The following is a 20,253-nucleotide window of genomic DNA, read 5'->3' on the forward strand; positions in this document are numbered from 1 at the left end:
AAAGTCGTACAACAAATAAAAAAGTCGTACAATAAATAAAAAAGTCGTATAATAACTCCTGTGGGTGGATATGTGAGCATCTACAGGAGTTTTTTGTGGCTAGGGGCAAACGAGATTGGACACAAGCAAAGTTTGAGCGCTACATCAAGGAAGGTCGCGGTCAGGGAAGTGGCAAAGATTATCAGCCCTGGATTAAAATCCAAGATTTCCCGTCGAAAGGTCGGGTGTCTAGACCCCCTGGCTGGAAAACCAATCGCGAGCATCATCTTTTATCAGACAACGAGAGGCGGCTGTTTTATGTCTTCGAGTGGTCAGATGTAGTTGTAGATATAAGAGAGCAATTTCCCTTACTTGACCTTGATCTACTAATGAGTATTGCAGACGATATGGCTATGAAATATCCCAGAGACGCTAAGAGCGATACTCCGTATATTTTAAGCAGTGATTTTATGCTGTTTGTGAAGCAGGACGGAAAGATAGTTCAGAAGGCACGGACAGTCAAGATGTTAAAAGATTTAGGAAGTGAATCTGTTGCTCAGAAACTAGAGTTAGAAAAGCGGTACTATGCAGCTAAAGGTATTGACTGGGGACTGGTAACAGAAAAAGAAATCCCAAGGCTTCTAGCAGAGAATGTTGAATGGGTTCATTCTGCCTATAAGTTAGAAGCAACTACAGAAATGGATATTAAAGAACTACGTTATCTTGGCAATATTTTAAAGTCAAGACTTCAGGAAAGCGATGCAACCATCAATCGAGTAACAACGGCTTTAGATAAAGACATGAATATAGAGCCTGGTACATCCCTCTATCTTTTTAGGCACCTTATCGCTCGCAAGGAAATTATTATGGATATGTTAGCAACAAAAACATCTAGTTGCCCTTCTTCTAGAGAAATTAAAAAAATAATTTTTTAGAAGATAACAAGAGGTGTTTCATATGAGTAATGATTTATTTGTTAATGACCTGATTGAATGGATTGATGAATCAGGTAATAACTTGATAGAACGAGTTCTCTGGATTGATGAAGGATATGTTATTGCCTTTATTTTTGACATAAATACTAAAACAGGATTTCCAGAACCTAAAAAAGTTTCAGAGATTATAGAAGCTATTTCTGATGGTCGTGCATTGAAGCTTAAATCAGACCCGTGGGCGAGAATAGTAAGAGATGAAAATTTGTCTGAGAAAGAAAAGGAACTTAGAGATAGAGCTTGGGAAATAATTTCATTTATCGTTACTCAGGAACCATCGATATACTATCGAGATAAGCGAGGTTCCCTCGTTCAACAGGTTATTGAAAAATACAATGTAGGGAGAAGTGAAGGCAAATTAGTAGAGAGAAGTGTTTATAAATATTTAAGAAGATTTTGGCAGAGAGGTAAAAACAAAAATGCTCTTTTGCCTGATTATGCAAATTCTGGTGGTCGAGGAAAGCCTAAAGCATCTGGAGAAAAGAAGAGAGGAAGACCAAGAAAATATGCACATGACCAAGAAATTGGTAATGGAGTAAATGTTACAGAAGAAGATAAAAAAATATTTAGATTTGCAATTGCCAAGTTTTATAATAACTCTAAAGAAAACTTTTTAACAACTGCCTATGAATTAATGATAAAACAATATTACGCTGAAGATTATTTTTATGATGAGAATGGCGTCAAAAAAAGTATTTTAATTCCTCCTGATAAAAGACCTACATTTACTCAATTTAAATACTGGTATCAAGTAGAACACACTGATATTAGGAAAACTATTATATCGCGTAAAGGGTCTAGAAAGTATGCTTTAGAACATCGAGCTATCACAGGAACATCCCAAATGGAAACCATTGGTCCTGGCTCTAGATATCAGATTGATGCCACAATTGCAGATGTATATTTAGTATCTAAGTACAATCGGAATTGGATTATTGGTAGACCTGTTATCTATGTAGTTATTGATGTTTTTAGCCGCATGATAACGGGGGTTTACGTTGGATTAGAAGGACCATCTTGGGCAGGAGCAATGATGGCGTTAGCCAATGCAGCGACAGATAAAGTACAGTTTTGTAGAGAATATGGTATTGAGATTTCTGAAGATGAGTGGCAATGTAAGCATATTCCCGATGCTATTTTGGGCGATCGAGGCGAATTAGCAGGAATGAAGGTAGAAACATTAATTCCTAATTTAGATGTTCGCATTGAAAATGCTGCTCCTTATCGAGCAGATTGGAAGGGTTTGGTTGAAAGACAATTTCGCACTATTCATGGGTATGTAAAACCATTTGTTCCCGGTTATATAGATACTGACTTTAGACAGAGAGGAGGACATGATTATCGCCTTGATGGTAGGCTTAACATAGATGAATTTACTAAAATAGTTATCTTTTTGATTCTCCAGCATAACAATTATGATTATTTAAGTAATTATGCTAGAGATGAAATGATGATTACTGATGATGTTAATCCTATACCTAGAGAATTATGGCAATGGGGAATTGCAAATCGTTCCGGTAGACTGAGAACTTTTCCAGAAGATATTGTCAAGCTGAATTTAATGCCAACCGGAAAAGCAACAATTACCGCTCATGGTATTAAATTTAAAGGAATGTACTACACTTGCGAGAAGGCAATAAAAGAATTTTGGTTTGAGAAATCTAGAAGTAGTTTACTATCTAAATCCGAAAAGTCATTGGATGTTTCTTATGATATGCGTCTACCAAACTATATTTATTTACGCTCTCAAGATGGTAGAGACTTTGAAAAGTGTTTTCTTTTACAGTCCGAACAAAGATACTTAGATAAAAATTTACATGAGATTGAATATTTATTAGCATATGAAGAATTACAAAAACAAAAAAACCAAAATAAACAGCTACAAGAAAAAGCTGATTTGATAGCGAATATAGAAAGTATAGTTAGTCAAGCTAAAGAAGAGACTGAGGAAGTTTTAGATAGTACAATTAGCCAAACAAAAAAAGTTGCTGGTATTCGAGAAAATAGAGCTTTTGAGAAGGCTAAACGGCGTGAAGATGAGGGTTTTGAATTAGCAAGAGAAGAAACCCAAAATAGTGTTGAATCTGCAAATACTAAGCCAGAAGATTCAAAACCTTCAAAATCGTTACAGCCCAACCATATGGAGCTCCTTAGACAGAAACGACAGGAGCGCAAACATGGACAGAAATAATGAGTGGCAATGCGTTGAAATTCCAAATGGTCAATGGGCAGCAGTTGCTAAATACATTGACCATAAGCTGCCTGAGTATAATGACAATCCATTGATTCAAGCACTACCTCTTATCCTCTCAGCAGAAGAGTTTGTAGATGAAGTGATCAGACGTCCTGATTTTGCTACTGAACAGACGGAACTGAAAGCTCATTATAGATTTCATTGTATTGAACGACTGTCTAGATATTTTGACCCTCAGCCTAAAACCGTCGAGCTACAAAAGGTAATTTGTGTCCTAATTATGCAAGGCTACTTGGCTCGTAATATTTTAAAGCCGGAATATGCACGGCGCTCAAGGCAAATTTACGAAGCGATAGATGATGGAGGAGGAAAGAAGCTGGAAGATTATGTAAATATTCCCACATCTGCATCAGGTTTAACGTTAATTGGTCCATCAGGAATAGGTAAGACAACCAATCTACTCAAGATTCTCTCTCTGTATCCTCAAGTAATTCTTCATCCTGATCACAGTGTATATCAAATAGTTTGGTTGAAGGTTGATTGTCCTCATTCAGGCTCTTTAAAGGGTTTATGTATGGATATATTTATTGCCATTGATAAATTGCTTGGTACTAATAAATCAGCAAAAATTAAAGGGAGAAATAACTCTGAAGATTATATGCTGGCTCAACTTGCCCAAGTTGTTCATACGCATCATTTAGGAGTTTTGGTTATTGATGAAATGCAAAATCTTGTTAACGCAAAAAGAAATAGGGACGACCTATTAAACTTTCTAGTAAAAATGGATAATACTATAGGAGTTCCAGTTATTCGTGTTGCTACTAACGAAGGTTTACCAATTTTGCAAGGAAACTTCCGAAATGCAAGAAGAGGGACAGGAGAAGGGAGTGTTATCTGGGACAGAATGGTAAATGATGATGAATGGTATTTCTTCATGGAAGGAATGTGGGAATACCAATGGACAAAAACGCCTGTTGTTTTCTCTACTGAAATAAATGAAGCGTTCTATTACGAAAGCCAAGGCATTATTGATATTGCCGTCAAACTTTATAAGATGGTTCAATGGAGAGCTATTTCAGTAGGTGGTGACGAAAAGATAACTGTTGACCTGATTCACCAAGCTGCCAAAGATGGATTATATTTAGTCAAACCAATGTTGGATGCTATTAGGTCAGGGGATAAGGAGTGGATGATTAAGTACAAAGATATTGCTCCCCTTGACACTACAGAGTACCACAACAAGTGCTTGTCTGACCTGGAAGCAAGGGACTTAAAGGAAATTCGTAGATTAGCTCGAAAGCAGCAAAGCAAGGAGAATGTGTCGCCAAAGCTAAATTATGTCATTCTTGAGCTTCTAAATTTAGAAGTGGAACCTGCAAAAGCAAAGGAGTGTGCTGAGAGAGTTATTGCTTCTAGTGGCGAAGACATAGATATTCCCTCAATGGTGAAACAGGCGTATACTCTTGCTTTGCAAGGGGGACAGGTTAACGAAGCTGCTACCAAGACAACCACGCGGAAAACGAAGCAGAAACCAAATTATCAAGGAAATGACATCCGGCAAATAGTTGAAAATGCAAAGAAAAATAAAGTTTCTGCTTATCAAGATTTAAAATCAGTACAAATTATCAAAGATCCAGTTCAGGACTTTATCAATATCGGGTAGTGTTATGCTCAGTTTCTTCCCGAATCTTTATCCTGATGAGCTTTTATATAGTGCGTTAGCTCGATATCATATCCGGAGTGGTAACAAAAGCTTTAGACAAACAGATATAGAATTATTTGGTTTCCATTCGCAACAAGTATGCAGAGTCACTTTAACCAATAACTTAAATTATTTGGTCAATAACTTGCCTTTACTTTCTGCCCAAACAGTCGATAACTTTCTGCAAAATTATACTTTATACCCTTTTTATGCAACTTTTCTCACTCCCCAAGAAGTATGGTTACTAAAAGATTCGATGCGGAAAAAATTAAATGCCTCCATATTGGAAATAGCTAAAGTTGCTAGAAATTCCATTGGGGAGTCACAAAAATTTTTAAAATTTTGTCCTCTGTGTTTAGAAGAAGACATACAAAAATATGGAGAAGCTTACTGGCATAGAATGCACCAAATTCCTGGTGTAGTCGTTTGCTCAACTCATGGTGTACTCTTGCAGAATAGCTCTGTACCAATAGAAGCAAAAGGCATACACTATCATGCTGCAAGTCCAGAGAATTGTCAGTTGAAGACTCAAAAAATCTCCCGTACAGCTCCAAGTGTAAAAAATATCTTAATCCTGGTACAGGAAATTGGGTGGTTAATTAATAGCAACATTGTCTTTAAAGGTTTGGGTTGGCTTCGTAATCAATATAAGTCTTATTTAGTTAATCAAAAATTTATGGTTCTCCTTCCAGGAGGAAAATTTCGATTTAATGAAACATCTTTTTCAGATGCTATATTTAATTTTTACGGTCAAGAAATTCTGGAGATCATTAATCCAAATTTCATCAAAAGTCCTGTGAACTTTTGTTCTATGTCTCTGCTTACCTGTGATATTAACCCAGTAATTGACCGGATGACACATATATTGATGATAAAATTTTTAGCAAATTCTTTAGAAGAATTTTTTAAATAAACTTTTTGTTACTGAAATTAAAATAATATTATTTTGTTTTACTTTTGGTTACGATGAGCTTAAACATTAGGGATAGGGTCTTGTAAAGGTAATAACATTGATTTACCTCAAAGTTAGTAATTTTGCTGAAATACGGGGTGAAACCATGAGTAGTGATTGCAGCTTACCAACTCAGACAAACTCAACAAATGCTTTCAACCCTCAGTTACCCTACATGGACTTAAGTTTTAGTGTCATGGGTAAGGCTCTGCCTATAGATCACGGGTATAGATTATATGCTGCACTGACTCACTTACAATCCAAACTCCATTCTCTGGATAACCTCAGTATTCAAACTATTCCGGGTATCCCTAATGAGGATGGTTCACTTCTGCTCAACGAACACTCTAAACTTCGGATTCGCTTACCTGCAGACAAGATCCCGTTAGTTTATTTTTTTGCGGGGAAGTTAATCACAATTGGCAAACATATAGTTCGCTTGGGAATTCCCGAAATTTATCTACTTCAACCCGTGGAAAATTTGCGATCGCGCATCGTGGTTATTAAAGGCTATGAAGAACCGGAGACCTTTTTACAAGCAGCGCAGCGTCAAATAAAGCAACTGGGTATTCAGGGAACAGTCAGCATTCCCATCAATGCTGATGGCAAACCAAAACGTAGAACTATCAAAATCAAGCAGTCTACAGTTGTGGGTTTTGCGTTAGAGGTCATGAACCTCAGCCATGAAGATTCTTTGACGTTGCAAACATACGGTATTGGTGGAAGGCAGAAGATGGGGTGCGGAGTTTTTGTCCCAAATAAGGAAAGGCGATAAAAATTGCTCTGTGGTCTATGATTCAAAGTGGAGTTAATTCCAAAATCCAGCTAAATCTGAGCGACCCTGGCATGACATTGTTACATCGTGTAGGGATGGCAGGACTTTGGATGACGCTAAAGCAGTTAGAGCAATTGTATCCTACACCTGCGGAAAGACTTGGTAATTTAACTTGGTCACTGACTCCTCGTAGTATCAGTCTTAACTGGGAAGGACAAGATTTCAGTGTGTTGGACTGGTTGCTCAAGCTATCTTTTCAAATTACTCAGGAAGGATTAATTAGCCTCACTGGCTTGAATTTTCCAGGATTGGATATTCAAACACAGATAATTATTCACTTAGGAATAACAAAAACATTCCTCCAGCATAATCAGTGTTTTAAATCGGCAGGCAAAGAATCGAAATTACTGACTGTTGATGGTATAAAACTTGTAGTTGAGTATAAAAAAGCTGCTGACTATGCTCATCCGCATTTTGCAAAACATCTGTGCGACAAAGATGGTCAATTGTTACATGAGTCAATTGGTGTAGCAGGTTGGCTCTATCCAGGAGCAGTGGTTCGTCATTATGCTTTTAAGGAGCAAACCAAGTTTGAAGAGAAAGCAGAACATACTCTGGCTTTGTTATTTGCTCCTGTTGCTTCTCAGTATTTTATTTTGCGATCCTACAGTCAAGCAAAAAAGACGCAGTATGTCTTAGTTGTACCTGAAGTCAGTGACTTAGAAGTTTATAGCTCACGTTTTTGGGAGTTAGGAAACTTGGGTTACAAGTATTTTCATGTATCTAGCTTAGGAGATGCAGGATTAAGATTTCTGACTTACGAAACAACTAGAGAACCGATTAAACACAATCAAGCTCAAAGATGTCAGGTAATATCGTTTGGAACGGTAACTTGGTCAAAACAGCAAAAAACACGCACGGAAATAGCTGTAGTAGAAGCGACTGAAGAAGTTAATTCTCGGTATCAGCGTGTTGCCAGTTGTTTCCCTGAATCCCGAGTTGTAGAACATAAAAATGGAAATTTTATTACTACTAGTATGAGCCGAGGCATCATTGCTGATAATTTAGCAAAGGGGTTACCTTGGTGGTCTAATTTTCATACGAAAACTAAAAACAATAATTTATTTAAGCAAGTTTTTTACGAAAGTCAAGGAATCTGGAAAATGGTTCAAAATTTTGAATGGGATCTAGATGTACAAAAACTATTTATCAAAGCTTGCCATGAAGCTTTGAGGAGAATATATGCAAAAATTTATGACAAAACGAAGGAAGATGAATATGCTCAAATTGAACGAGAAAATATACGTATTCTATCTCAATTAGGACGTTGTACAAATGCTGGTAATTTTCGTGAATTTATTTCCAAGCTCTGGGGAAGAGCAGGACACATTTCAACTCTTGAAGAGCATTGGGAAGAACTATTACCAATAACTACAGGAATGGTGGATTGGAAAATAGCAAGAGATTTAACTTTTATCGCTATTGCTAGTTATCCAAAAAAAAGATAAGAAATAATGATTTTTCAGATAACTAAAACAAACAGCAAGCCAATCTTAAGAAAATTAAAATTTACTATATTAAAACATTAAATAATTTAGGTATTTGGCAAATGTTTCATCTTTTTGGAAATATTTTGACTTGTTACGGAACCGCAGCTAACAATCGCGGGGAAAATGAAGGAAATATAACTACTTTGCAAAAAATAAACTGGAAAGGAGAAGTTCACACAACTGTTTCTGCCGAAGCTATTCGTTGGGCTTTGCGGTATTACTGGCAAAATGTGGGTTATTCAGTAAATCGAGTGTGGGATGAGAATGCTCAACCAGAAGCAAATCATATCTTGCAAGATCCCAATTTTGATAATGCTCGTTTCATTGACGATGATGTCTTGGGATTTATGCATGCAGAAGCAGCAAAAGTTGAAGCATCTGAAGAATCCGAAAGTGATGTTCAAGAAGAATCTTCTAATGAAAATAAGAAACGTTCTCAAAGGAAAGGAAAAAAAAAGCCGAAAGGAACTAAATCTGCTAAACGGGGTGTATTAGAAGTGACTCGTGCAGTATCAATGATTCCTTATGCCGGGAATCTTACTTTTAATGCTGCAAGTGGAGAAAAAGGACGAACTTCTCTTTATGCTACAGAAGTTCATGCTACTCGTTATCAGTATGGGTTTGCACTGACACCCAATAGCCTCAAAGACCAATCTCGGATCAATCCTATTCTAGATGGCTTAATTTCGATTGGTGAAGTTGCAGGAAATCATGCTCGTTTTCTATATGATTTCTCTCCTGATAGTATTATTTTACGTTGGACACATGATTTTTCCCCTCGCTTTCTCTATTGCTTTGAAGAAGATGAATTTGGAACTATTTCAGTACCAGAGTTAGTACGACGCCTAAAAGCTGGAGATATTGAACCAAAAGAATTATGGGTTGGAGGAGCAATTTGCAGCGTTTTAGAAGATTCGGGAGCAAATGTGTTTCCAGGGGTAAAGAAAACAGTAGAAGCATTAAAACAGGTCATTGCTGAAGATTTACAGTTGTCGTCAAGGAGTTTGTAAAGTGACGACTATTGCATTGAAAGTTGAAGTACCCATCGCTTGTTTTCGCCAATCTCGTGCTAGAGAATACGCTGAAACCTACCTTGTACCACCGCCATCAACAGTATATGGAATGTTACTGTCTCTTGTAGGCGAGGAAAACAGATATAAGCATTGTGGAGTCAAATTGGCGATCGCACTTCTATCTGAGCCAGAAGTATCCACTGTAATTCGGAAATTTCGCAGGTTCAAAAAAAAGGATATCCGCGATCCTAGTAATGTTCGACCTGACTACCAGCAGTTACTAACAAATATTGAGTTTGTTGTTTGGATGAATATGGGAACAGATAAAGCTAAGCCATCTTTGCCAGAACGTTTGCAACAGGCATTTAACAATCCTGCTTCTATCAATCGCTTTGGTGGATTGTGCTTGGGTGAAAGTCGGGATTTAGTGAACGCTGTTACCCTTTTACCAGAAAATTATCACGGGGAGCTATTGCGGTGGTTGGTTAAAAATGAAGATGGTTGGTTAACTCTACCCTACTGGGTTGATCATGTTGGATCCAAAGGTACACATTGGCAGCGTTACTTAGTTCAGGAGTCTCATGTCTGGCAACCTCCTGATTTATCCTGGACTACAATTCAAAATTGAACACGGAGGGTATTTAGGTTTTGACAAGGATGTCTGTTTGTTGAGTTAACAAAAAGGAAAAAACAGCCGCTATTGCTTACCAATTCAGCATTCCAGCGTTTTCATGATTATTCAAGATGCTTGCAATTTCTCAGAAAGTCTAACAAACAAGTTTTTTGAGCTTTGATTAGCGAACGTAGCTCATTAAATTTTGCAAATTTACTACTTCCTAGTAACAGGTGCTTGTAATATTGTTTAGAAGACCTTATGGCTTCATCTGTTTGGCAACTGCCATGCTTCAACATTAGATGCCGTTAGGCGTTGAGCACGATTTAATTTCAGAACGCTTGCGTGGGGCAGAAGTATGCTTCAACATTAGATGCCGTTAGGCGTTGAGCACTGGTACATCGAAAACTTGCAGAAGGATATCCGCTATGCTTCAACATTAGATGCCGTTAGGCGTTGAGCACGAGCGTATGCGTGGTTATCTTGCCCGTGCGAATGTATGCTTCAACATTAGATGCCGTTAGGCGTTGAGCACGTGCGATCGCAGGAAGGGAAATTACTGCTGTGCATATATGCTTCAACATTAGATGCCGTTAGGCGTTGAGCACACCAATCTCGGAATTGATTTGCTTGAAATGGTCCAAATGCTTCAACATTAGATGCCGTTAGGCGTTGAGCACTGTTTCCATCTGTTGCCACAAGCCAGCTTGCTAACATGCTTCAACATTAGATGCCGTTAGGCGTTATTTGACTTTTGATACAAATACGTTTTAAGTAGAGACAACATTAGCCCTCTTGAGTATCGTCTTTGGGAGAAATTTTTGCGAGAATTTTTTCCCATTGCTCAATCTGGTTCTGTAGTTGTAATTTGCGATCGCTCAATTCTGAACTATCATCACTAACCGAAGTCTGACTGCTGAGTTGCTCACGGTAGAGAGCAATCAGTTTGGTCAGTGCTTTTTTATTGCTTCTTTCTCCTCCTGTGTCAAGGAATTAACATTCACAGGAATAAGGTTCCTACCAATTCGCTCTACAAGCTCCGATCTGCTGATGTCCAAACTAGAGGCGATCGCATCCAATCCATTAATGCCAGTGGGAGTTAGGGCTAGGTTAACTCTTTTCTTCACCTCGTCGTACAGTTCTGGTAAGTCTTTTTGACCTTTCTGCCCTTTCTTCCCCATTGGTTTCTAGTTTTTACTCACTTCCTCATCATATTAAACATCAAGGGCTAAAGTTAAACATTACAATTAACCCAAGATTTTAGGTCTTGTGTAATACCTAATTGGGTTGAGATAATATAGGTGTTGTGTAATGCCTAGGGACTAGTTTTTGAAGCTGCATTTTTCTTGAAAAGCAAGTGCTAGCTGACAAAGCACGCAATTGGGATTAGTTAAGAATCTGCCACTTGGTTCAGGTATTCTATGGTTAGCTTTTTACCCAAGCCTTATCCTGACGAAATTTTGTACAGTATTCTTGCTCGTTACCATATTAGAAGCGGAAATACGAGTCCAAAAAATACTCTACAAGAACTATTTAATTGTCAAACTATTGTAGCGACTGTTGACTTACCTTCTAACCTGAATTCTTTGATTCAGAATATAAATTTTATCTCGAATTATCAGGTAGAAGATTTGATATATAATCATACCCTCTACCCTTTCTATAGTATTTTTCTGCCCCCAAAAAGAGCAATTCAAGTTATGGAGTCAATGAAAGCAGAAAACGGAGGGGATATTCATACAAGGGTTGGAATTATGGCAAGTTCAATGACTTTGCCAAGATATTTTCGGTTTTGTCCAAACTGCCTGGAAGAAGATTTAACTAACTATGGGGAACCATATTGGCATCGGCTACACCAAACTCCGGGAGTCTTAGTCTGCCCAACTCATGGTGTATTGTTGCAAGATAGTATTGTTCCCTTGCAAGGCTTCAATAAACATGAATATTATGCCGCTAGTACAGACAACTGTATTGTTAGCCCAAATCCCAAAAATTATAGTAATGATACTTTAGAAAAATTACGAATTCTGGCGAAAGATATCTATTGTTTACTAAAGAGTCATTTTGACTCCAAAGAACCAGATTGGTTTTGCCGACAATATAGAAATTTGCTGATTGACAATGGTTTAGCTAATGCGAATGGTCGGGTGAAGCAGAACAACTTGCTGGACAGCTTTCTATTTTTCTATGGTCGTGAAATGCTCACTGTTGTTAACTCTATGGTTGATTATGACGATGAACACAATTGGTTAGTCAGCATTGTGAGAAAGCATCGAAAATCATTTCACCCAATTAGACATTTACTGATAATCAGGTTTCTTGCTAATTCCATTGAAGAATTTTTCAACACAAATTATGAATACAAGCCTTTTGGTAATGGTCCCTGGATTTGTCTAAATGCAGCAGCACAGCATTATCTCAAGCCAGTCATCACCAATCTAATTATCAGTCACTGCTTGGAAAATAAAAAGCCTTTGGGTACTTTTACTTGTTGTTGTGGGATGGTTTATTGCCGAACTGGTCCTGATAAAACTGAGGAAGACAAACTGCAAATTGGTAAAATCATTACATTCGGTTCTGTATGGGAGCAGAAGCTGAAGAACTTGGTGGAAGTAGAAAGATTAGGTTTGCGGGAAACAGCAAGACGGTTAAATGTAGATGCTAGGACGGTAAAGCGCTATGTATCTAAGCTCAAGCTGAAAACCTATTGGCGGACTATCAAGGATAAGAATCCAGCAGATACACAGGAAGTAGCAGAAGTCAAGAGAAATTCTGTAAATGATCTCAAAGTTAAATACAGGCAAGACTGGGTAGCTTTACAAACACAGTACCCAGAAGCCTCAAAGACGAATCTCAGAAAATTAGCACCAGCAATTTATGCTTGGTTGTACAGAAATGATCCAGACTGGCTTCATCAAAACTCACCCCAGTTACAAACGCCTGTTCCCAATGTCGCTAAAGTTGATTGGCAAGAAAGAGACAGGCAAATTCTCGCTCAGGTTCAAGATGGAGTACGATCGCTCTTGAATGCTGACAAACCACAGAGAATCTCTATTAGCAGAATTGGGAAAACCGTAGGTTTACTAGCACTACTGGAAAAGCATCTTGAGCAAATGCCATTGACAAAGGCTTACTTGGAATCAGTGACTGAAAGCGTAGAAGACTTTCAGATTCGCCGGATCAAGTGGGCAATTAAGCTGCTTGATGATAGCCCAGAAGAAATTCAGCGTTGGAAGGTGATTAGAGTTGCCGGGTTGGGAGAAAATTTGTCGGAGAGAGTCAAAGCTATTCTTGAGTGTGAACTGTAACAATTATTTACTTCTTAACATTCAATAAAGAAATTTTTTGAGATTTTGGAAAAATAGTATGCTCAGTTTGTATCCAAGGCTGGACGCCAGGGTATCTCCTACCAACCATAAAAATGCTGAAAAAAATCCTAATATTATCAGCCAATCCCAAGGACACAAATAAATTGCGCTTGGATGAAGAGGTAAGAGAAATCCAAGCAGCGCTGAAACGAGCCAACAATCGGGAGCAGTTTGAAATTGTCACCTCCTGGGCGATACGAGTTGAAGATTTACGCCGTGCGTTATTAGACTACCAACCGACAATTGTTCATTTTTCTGGACATGGCTCAGGTAGTAATGGTTTAGCCCTGGAGAATAACTCTGGGCAAACGCAACTAGTCACTACAGAATCGCTATCGAAGCTATTTAAGTCGTTTCAAGAGCATGTTGAATGCGTTTTGCTGAATGCTTGTTACAGCGAAGCCCAAGCAGAAGCGATTCACCAACATATTGATTATGTCATTGGCATGAATCGAGCGATTGGGGATATGGCAGCAATCGAATTTGCTGTAGGATTTTATGATGCCCTGTTAGCTGGAAGAACTTACTCCGATTGTTTTGAACTAGGTTGCGCTTCTATTGACCTAGAAGGAATTCCAGAGTCACAAACTCCTGTACTCAAAGCCAGACGACGCGACTATCAAACTCAACCACAAACCAATTTGGAGAGTGTAGCATCTGCAAAATCTTCTGCTAGGGATGATTTTAGGAGCGATGATTACAAGGTTGGACAAAACCGCTCAGTCTCTATTGGAGGTAATGTCGCTGGTAGCGCTATTCAAACGGGCGATAGCAACATTGCCAATATACAATTTCAGCCAGTGAGTTTACCTGCGCCTGAAAGTGTTGATATTCGGGCAGAACTGAACGCGCTGCATGAAGCAATCGCATTGCTGGAAAGCCCGGATCGTCGCAAGATTGAGAATGCCTTTGCTGATGCCGAGGAAGAGGTAAACAAGCCCAAGCCGGATAAAGATGAGGTCGGGAAGGCATTAGACCGAGCGCTCGATTATGCCAAGAAAGCTGAGGGATTTGCTTCTGTAGTTGAAAAACTTAAACCTCACCTAACCAAAACAACGGCTTGGTTAGGAGAGAACTGGCATAAGCTACTAAGTATCGTTGGTTTGGGAATTTAACAGGAGTGTATTGATATTGGGGCAAAATCGATGAGTGACAGCACTTTTGGGGGAGAGAATCGCAGCATTGCAATTGAACGAGATGCACTCAGCAGTGCGATTATTTCAGGGGATGGCAATAGGGTTGTCATTTACCGAAGAAAGGCAGAGGGCAGAGGGCAGAGGGCAGAAGGAAAGAAGGTAAGCTTTGATACAAAAATAAGTCCTCTGTTCTCTGCCATAAGGTTTAAAGCCCCTGAATTTATTTATGGAGAAAAATAAACGCGTAGCAACTTTATTAAATCCCCCGAATTCATTCGTGGGGACGCCTTCTGCCTTCTGCCTTCGTACTTCTGCCTTCTTAACAATATCACACCGCTCAACAAGTTCAATCAGAATTATCGCCTGTTGAAACTAAGATTGGTCCCAATCCTTACAAAGGTCTGTTGGCGTTTGATGAAGAAGATGCGGATCGTTATTTTGGTCGGGAAGCGCAGATAGAGCGACTGTGGAATGTGTTTCGCGCTCTTCACGAGGATGTATCTCAAATCCGCTTGCTCCCCATTTTGGGACCATCGGGAAGTGGCAAATCTTCTCTAGCACGCGCCGGATTAATTCCAGAACTGGCGCGGCGACCCCTTCCGGGAAAGAAGCAGGCGCAGGTGGCGATACTGGTACCTGGGGCGCATCCCTTGGAAGCTTTAGCTGGGGTTTTAGCGCGGGTGGCGACAAAGGATCTTACCCCGGTGGCGAAGACACGGGAGTTTGTTGATGAATTGCAGCGCACGAATAAGACAGGTGCATACGATGGTTTGCGGCGCATCGCCGATATGCTGCCTCAAATTGCCCAATCTTCCTTAGTGGTGCTGGTGGATCAGTTTGAGGAGGTCTACTCGCTGTGCAAGAATGATGATGAACGCAAGGCTTTTATTGAAAATTTAGTTGATGCAGCTGCTGACCCCTCTGCCCGTGTTTCTGTGATTCTGACCCTACGGAGTGACTTTCTCGGCGAAACCCAAAGGCATCCTGTGCTGAATCAACTTGTTGCTCAACTCGGCTTAATTATCCCAGCAATGACTGCTGATGAACTGCGGCGAGCAATAGCCAAGCCAGCAGAACTGGCGGATCATCCTTTAGATGAGGCGACGGTGAATTTGTTGGTTGAGGAAGCCGAAGGACGAGAGGGAGCATTACCCTTGCTTCAGTTTGCTCTTACAAGAATTTGGGAAGGGTTAACTCAAGGAATTGAACCTGCTGTCACGCTGAAACAAATCGGTGGAGTTGGCGGTGCGCTGGCTGGGGAAGCTCAACGGATTTTTGACAACCTCAGTCCTGAAGAAAAAGAAATTGCCCGACGCGTTTTTCTGGGATTGGTACAGTTGGGAGAAGGCGCAAAGGACACCCGTCGCCGCGCTGCGTTTGCAGGGCTTGTCTCACACAAAGACAATCCAGAGCAAGTCAAACAGGTGATTGGCAAGTTTGCCGCCCGTGATGTGCGCTTAATTACTCTCTCCGCCGTTCTGGAAGCAGGCGAAACAGCAAAATTGATTTATGTGGAAGTGACTCATGAAGCGCTGTTTGAGCATTGGCGTCAGTTGAATCAATGGTTGGACAGCAGTCGCGGTGACATTCGCTTTGGGCGTCGCCTAGAAGAAGCAGCGTCTTCTTGGGATGAGCATGGGCGCAAAGAGGGAAGTCTTTGGCGTCCTCCTGATTTAGATTTGCTGCAACGCTATCATCAGCAAGCGAGTAACGACATGACACCGCTGCAATTAGAATTTTTCCATGCCTCTGTGGATCAAGAAGAGGCAAGAAAGCAAGCAGAAGAGGCAAGAAAGCAAGCTGCCATCAAAGCGGAGCAAGAGCGAAAGCAGCAACGACAACTCTTAATTGGGGTCTTAAGTACAGGTTTAGTCTTAACGACGACAACAGCAGGGGTAGCTTTATATCAGTGGCGAAACGCAGAAATCGGGCGGATAGAACAAACTGCCATATCAGCAAAAGGATTATTATCGGTTGCTCCTTTAGAAAATCTGGTCAGAGCAATTAGTCTTGTAGGACAAAGTCGCTCACCTTTGTTTAGTTTCCCCAATCAGTCATTTCCTCCATCAGTACAAGACAGCTTATTCAGTGCAGTCCAAAATAGTAGGGAAAAAAATGTTTTCAAAGGTCATCAAGGTTCCGTATTCTCAGTAGCAATCAGCACAGATAAGCAAACAATTGTCAGTGGTGGTTCAGATGGCACAGTGCGGTTGTGGTCTAGTAAGGGTCAGCCACTCGCCGAACTCAAAGGTCATCAAGGTAACGTATTGTCAGTAGCAATCAGCACAGATAAGCAAACAATTGTCAGTGGTGGTTCAGATGGCACAGTGCGGTTGTGGTCTAGTAAGGGTCAGCCACTCGCCGAACTCAAAGGTCATCAAGGTAACGTATTGTCAGTAGCAATCAGCACAGATAAGCAAACAATTGTCAGTGGTGGTTCAGATGGCACAGTGCGGTTGTGGTCTGGTAAAGGTCAGCCACTCGCCGTACTCAATGGTCATCAAGGTAACGTATCATCAGTAGCAATCAGCACAGATAAGCAAACAATTGTCAGTGGTGGTTCAGATGGCACAGTGCGGTTGTGGTCTGGTAAAGGTCAGCCACTCGCCGTACTCAATGGTCATCAAGGTAACGTATCATCAGTAGCAATCAGCACAGATAAGCAAACAATTGTCAGTGGTGGTTCAGATGGCACAGTGCGGTTGTGGTCTGGTAAAGGTCAGCCACTCGCCGTACTCAATGGTCATCAAGGTAACGTATCATCAGTAGCAATCAGCACAGATAAGCAAACAATTGTCAGTGGTGGTTCAGATGGCACAGTGCGGTTGTGGTCTGGTAAAGGTCAGCCACTCGCCGTACTCAATGGTCATCAAGGTAACGTATCATCAGTAGCAATCAGCACAGATAAGCAAACAATTGTCAGTGGTGGTTCAGATGGCACAGTGCGGTTGTGGGATATTAGATTGGAGTCTTGGTTGAAAGCTGCTTGTGAGCGATTACAGGATCATCCTGTTTTCCAGAAGCCTGAAAGTACAGATGAGAAAGGAGCTAAGGCAACGTGTGAACCATATTTCCGTCAATCTCGTTAAATATACAATTTTTTATGAACTTTTTCTCACAAAATCAATCATTGTCTTGGCTGGATGAGAACTGCCATAAGCTACTTAAATATTGTTGGGTTGACACTTTGATGCCGGTGAATTGGTGATGAGGCAGAATCCATGAGCGATCGCGGGTTAAGAGATGAGAATCGCAGCATTAGAATTGAAAAGGATGCCATCAGCAGTGCGATTATTTCTGGAGATGGCAATAAAGTTGTTATCTACCAGTACCAACAAGAGCGTCAACTAAACGAAGAGAAAGTTTCTACCATAGGAGAAATAGGTCCCAATCCTTACAAAGGGTTACTTGCCTTTCTTGAGGTTGACGGCGATCGCTATTTTGGGCGAGAAAAACAAATCGAAAAACTGTGGAACCTGTTTCGCACTCTTCACGAAAATACATCTCAAACAGAAGCGCCATTACGTTTACTGCCAATTTTGGGACCATCTGGTTCTGGTAAATCTTCCCTAGCGCGTGCAGGTTTAATTCCTGAACTCGCGCGGCGTCCTCTACCGGGTAAAAGCCAAGCGCGAGTGGCGGTGCTTGTCCCTGGGACTCATCCTGTGGAAGCTTTAGCAACGGTTTTGGCAAGAGTGGCGACGAATGACCAAACTCCTGTGGCTAAAACCCGCGAGTTTGCACAAGAATTAAAACAAACTAGCAGTAACACTACTGATACTATTATTTATGATGGCTTACGGCGCATTGCCAATGTTTTACCAGAGATTGCCGTATCACCGTTAGTGGTGTTAGTAGACCAGTTTGAAGAAGTTTACCGAAGAAAGGCAGAGGGCAGAGGGCAGAGGGCAGAAGGAAAGAAGGTAAGCTTTGATACAAAAATAAGTCCTCTGTTCTCTGCCATAAGGTTTAAAGCCCCTGAATTTATTTATGGAGAAAAATAAACGCGTAGCAACTTTATTAAATCCCCCGAATTCATTCGTGGGGACGCCTTCTGCCTTCTGCCTTCGTACTTCTGCCTTCTTAATCACTTTGCGATGACGCTATTGAGCGCCAAATATTTATCGAGAACTTAATTCATGCAGCAGGCGATCGCTCTGGTTGTGTATCAGTTATCATCACTCTCCGTAGCGACTTCCTTGGAGAAACCCAACGACACCCAGCGCTGAATCAGGCGATCTCATATCTTGGTGTGATTGTACCTGCTATGAGTACAGAGGAATTGCGGCGGGCGATAACCAAACCAGCAGAACTAGCTGGTCATCCACTGGATGAAGCAGTCGTTAATTTGTTACTAAAGGACACAGAAGGAAGAGAAGGAGCATTACCCCTACTCCAGTTTGCATTAACCCGCGTTTGGGACGGGCTAAAAAATGGCGTTGAACCTGTCAAGACGCTGGAACAAATTGGTGGAGTTGGGGGAGCATTAGCAGATGAAGCTCAACGCATTTATCAAACCCTCAACGAACAAGAAAAGAAAATCGCTCAACGAGTCTTTCTGGGATTAGTTCAGCTTGGGGAAGGAACAAGCGACACCCGTCGTCGTACAAATATTAATAGCTTGGTTTCTTATAAAGATGAGCCAGAGTATGTCAAAAATGTGATTGGCAGATTTGCTCACCCCGGTGTGCGATTAGTGACCCTCTCTAGCATTGACGGAACAGAAACCGCAGAAGTGACCCACGAAGCATTATTTGCCAACTGGGGACAGATGAGACAATGGCTTGATAGCAGCCGCAGCGACATGCGCTTCCAGCGTCGCTTGGAAGAAGCAGCAGTCTATTGGAATCAAAATGGTCGTCCAAATGGGAGTCTTTGGCGTTCTCCAGATTTAGATTTCTTAAAGAACTATAAACAGCGAGCTAACAATAATATGACACCGCTACAGGTGGAATTTTTTCAGGCTTCGCAAATTGCAGATAATAACAGAAAGCTTTTGCAATGGCTAGGAATTGGTGGACTGGTTGCAGGGTTATTTTTCGTGAGCTTTCAGTGGCAAAGCTCAGAAAAAGGACGTATAGAACAAGCTGCTTTAGTAGCCAAAGGTTTGTCATCGGCAGATCCTTTAACAAGTTTAGAAAGGGCAATTAATCTTATAGGACAAAGCCGCTCACCTTTGCTTAGTTTCCCCAATCAATCATTACCCCTATCAGTACAAGACAGCTTATTCAGTGCAGTCCAAAATAGTAGGAACAAAAATGTTCTCAAAGGTCATCAGGGTACTGTATATTCAGTAGCAATAAGCATTGATAACCAGAGAATTGTCAGTGGCGGCGAAGATGGCACAGTGCGGTTGTGGGATACTCAGGGCAAGCTCCTCGCTGAATTGAGAGGTCATCAGGGTACTGTATATTCAGTAGCAATAAGCACTGATAACCAGAGAATTGTCAGTGGTGGTTCAGATGGCACAGTGCGGTTGTGGGATACTCAGGGCAAGCTCCTCGCTGAATTGAGAGGTCATCAGGGTACTGTATATTCAGTAGCAATAAGCACTGATAACCAGAGAATTGTCAGTGGTGGTTCAGATGGCACAGTGCGGTTGTGGGATACTCAGGGCAAGCTCCTCGCTGAATTGAGAAGTCATGAGGGTTCCGTATACTCAGTCGCAATAAGTACTGATAAACAGAGAATTGTCAGTGGTGGTTCAGATGGCACAGTACGGTTATGGGATACTCAGGGCAAGCTCCTCGCTGAATTGAGTGGTCATCAGGGTTTCGTATACTCAGTCGCAATAAGTACTAATAACCAGAGAATTGTCAGTGGTGGAAGAGATGGCACAGTGCGGTTATGGGATACTCAGGGCAAGCTCCTCGCTGAATTGAGTGGTCATCAGGGTTTCGTATACTCAGTCGCAATAAGTACTAATAACCAGAGAATTGTCAGTGGTGGAAGAGATGGCACAGTGCGGTTGTGGGATAC

At 40.8% G+C, this 20,253-nt stretch carries 15 protein-coding genes and 1 CRISPR repeat array; of the genes, 14 read left to right on the forward strand and 1 reads right to left on the reverse strand.

Translation table 11 applies throughout. The features are described 5' to 3' along the window. The first annotated feature begins 95 nt into the window (after window positions 1–95). From ACM0OZ_RS37410 to cas5, 8 genes are all read left to right on the forward strand, one after another. Window positions 96–914 (forward strand): TnsA endonuclease C-terminal domain-containing protein, encoded by an 819-nt coding sequence (locus ACM0OZ_RS37410; RefSeq protein ID WP_414587905.1) that lies wholly within the window; start codon window positions 96–98, stop codon window positions 912–914. 22 nt (window positions 915–936) lie between these two features. Beyond that, the gene (locus ACM0OZ_RS37415) at window positions 937–3,162 is read left to right on the forward strand and encodes a Mu transposase C-terminal domain-containing protein (RefSeq protein WP_414587906.1); all 2,226 of its coding nucleotides are present in this window, start codon (window positions 937–939) and stop codon (window positions 3,160–3,162) included. Then, window positions 3,149–4,828: an ATP-binding protein gene (locus ACM0OZ_RS37420; RefSeq protein ID WP_414587907.1), complete on the forward strand. Its 1,680-nt coding sequence runs from the start codon at window positions 3,149–3,151 to the stop codon at window positions 4,826–4,828. The genes ACM0OZ_RS37415 and ACM0OZ_RS37420 overlap by 14 nt, the downstream gene beginning before the upstream one ends. Before the next feature lie 4 nt (window positions 4,829–4,832). After that, a complete protein-coding gene (locus ACM0OZ_RS37425) occupies window positions 4,833–5,780 on the forward strand; it encodes a TniQ family protein (RefSeq protein ID WP_414587908.1) in 948 nt (315 codons plus the stop codon). A gap of 145 nt (window positions 5,781–5,925) precedes the next feature. Next, the gene (gene cas6, locus ACM0OZ_RS37430; protein ID WP_414587909.1) at window positions 5,926–6,594 is read left to right on the forward strand and encodes a type I-MYXAN CRISPR-associated protein Cas6/Cmx6; all 669 of its coding nucleotides are present in this window, start codon (window positions 5,926–5,928) and stop codon (window positions 6,592–6,594) included. Between the two features lie 17 nt (window positions 6,595–6,611). Then, on the forward strand, window positions 6,612–8,102 hold the full coding sequence (gene cas8a1 / locus ACM0OZ_RS37435) for a type I-MYXAN CRISPR-associated Cas8a1/Cmx1 (RefSeq protein WP_414587911.1): 1,491 nt from the start codon (window positions 6,612–6,614) through the stop codon (window positions 8,100–8,102). 101 nt (window positions 8,103–8,203) lie between these two features. Then, entirely contained in the window at window positions 8,204–9,154 is a 951-nt protein-coding gene (locus ACM0OZ_RS37440; RefSeq protein ID WP_414587912.1) for a DevR family CRISPR-associated autoregulator, read from the forward strand. A 1-nt stretch (window position 9,155) separates the two neighbouring features. Further along, on the forward strand, window positions 9,156–9,785 hold the full coding sequence (gene cas5 / locus ACM0OZ_RS37445; RefSeq protein ID WP_414587913.1) for a type I-MYXAN CRISPR-associated protein Cas5/Cmx5/DevS: 630 nt from the start codon (window positions 9,156–9,158) through the stop codon (window positions 9,783–9,785). 272 nt (window positions 9,786–10,057) lie between these two features. After that, window positions 10,058–10,521: a CRISPR direct-repeat array (repeat unit 36 nt; unit sequence ATGCTTCAACATTAGATGCCGTTAGGCGTTGAGCAC). A 199-nt stretch (window positions 10,522–10,720) separates the two neighbouring features. Here cas5 and ACM0OZ_RS37450 read toward each other — a convergent pair. Further along, window positions 10,721–10,951 (reverse strand): hypothetical protein, encoded by a 231-nt coding sequence (locus ACM0OZ_RS37450; RefSeq protein WP_414587914.1) that lies wholly within the window; start codon window positions 10,949–10,951, stop codon window positions 10,721–10,723. Window positions 10,952–11,191: 240 nt separating this feature from the next. Between ACM0OZ_RS37450 and ACM0OZ_RS37455 the strand changes: the two genes are divergently transcribed. The 6 genes from ACM0OZ_RS37455 to ACM0OZ_RS37480 all read left to right on the forward strand — a co-directional run. Continuing rightward, complete coding sequence (locus ACM0OZ_RS37455) at window positions 11,192–13,078, forward strand: TnsD family transposase (RefSeq protein ID WP_414587915.1); 1,887 nt, start codon at window positions 11,192–11,194, stop codon at window positions 13,076–13,078. 113 nt (window positions 13,079–13,191) lie between these two features. Beyond that, window positions 13,192–14,253 carry a CHAT domain-containing protein gene (locus ACM0OZ_RS37460; protein WP_414587916.1) on the forward strand — a complete coding sequence of 354 codons (1,062 nt, stop codon included), beginning with the start codon at window positions 13,192–13,194 and terminating at the stop codon, window positions 14,251–14,253. 30 nt (window positions 14,254–14,283) lie between these two features. Beyond that, a complete protein-coding gene (locus ACM0OZ_RS37465; RefSeq protein WP_414587917.1) occupies window positions 14,284–14,514 on the forward strand; it encodes a hypothetical protein in 231 nt (76 codons plus the stop codon). 161 nt (window positions 14,515–14,675) lie between these two features. Next, the gene (locus tag ACM0OZ_RS37470; protein ID WP_414587919.1) at window positions 14,676–17,363 is read left to right on the forward strand and encodes an NACHT and WD repeat domain-containing protein; all 2,688 of its coding nucleotides are present in this window, start codon (window positions 14,676–14,678) and stop codon (window positions 17,361–17,363) included. 132 nt (window positions 17,364–17,495) lie between these two features. Further along, a complete protein-coding gene (locus ACM0OZ_RS37475; protein ID WP_414587918.1) occupies window positions 17,496–18,278 on the forward strand; it encodes an ATP-binding protein in 783 nt (260 codons plus the stop codon). Window positions 18,279–18,409: 131 nt separating this feature from the next. Further along, window positions 18,410–20,253 (forward strand): WD40 repeat domain-containing protein (locus tag ACM0OZ_RS37480; protein WP_414587920.1); only part of this gene is annotated, 1,844 nt, incomplete at its 3' end.

Origin of the sequence: Scytonema sp. PCC 10023, assembly GCF_963920835.1 — a bacterium.
In the GTDB taxonomy this organism is placed as follows: Bacteria; Cyanobacteriota; Cyanobacteriia; order Cyanobacteriales; family Nostocaceae; genus Kalymmatonema.

Excerpts from the sequence above, each read along its gene's own strand:
- ACM0OZ_RS37450 (WP_414587914.1), bottom strand. The coding sequence starts at position 10,951 with ATGGGGAAGAAAGGGCAGAAAGGTCAAAAAGACTTACCAGAACTGTAC.
- cas6 (WP_414587909.1), top strand. The coding sequence starts at position 5,926 with ATGAGTAGTGATTGCAGCTTACCAACTCAGACAAACTCAACAAATGCT.
- ACM0OZ_RS37460 (WP_414587916.1), top strand. The coding sequence starts at position 13,192 with ATGCTGAAAAAAATCCTAATATTATCAGCCAATCCCAAGGACACAAAT.
- cas8a1 (WP_414587911.1), top strand. The coding sequence starts at position 6,612 with ATGATTCAAAGTGGAGTTAATTCCAAAATCCAGCTAAATCTGAGCGAC.
- ACM0OZ_RS37415 (WP_414587906.1), top strand. The coding sequence starts at position 937 with ATGAGTAATGATTTATTTGTTAATGACCTGATTGAATGGATTGATGAA.
- ACM0OZ_RS37455 (WP_414587915.1), top strand. The coding sequence starts at position 11,192 with ATGGTTAGCTTTTTACCCAAGCCTTATCCTGACGAAATTTTGTACAGT.
- ACM0OZ_RS37420 (WP_414587907.1), top strand. The coding sequence starts at position 3,149 with ATGGACAGAAATAATGAGTGGCAATGCGTTGAAATTCCAAATGGTCAA.
- ACM0OZ_RS37475 (WP_414587918.1), top strand. The coding sequence starts at position 17,496 with ATGAGCGATCGCGGGTTAAGAGATGAGAATCGCAGCATTAGAATTGAA.
- ACM0OZ_RS37440 (WP_414587912.1), top strand. The coding sequence starts at position 8,204 with ATGTTTCATCTTTTTGGAAATATTTTGACTTGTTACGGAACCGCAGCT.
- ACM0OZ_RS37425 (WP_414587908.1), top strand. The coding sequence starts at position 4,833 with ATGCTCAGTTTCTTCCCGAATCTTTATCCTGATGAGCTTTTATATAGT.
- ACM0OZ_RS37465 (WP_414587917.1), top strand. The coding sequence starts at position 14,284 with ATGAGTGACAGCACTTTTGGGGGAGAGAATCGCAGCATTGCAATTGAA.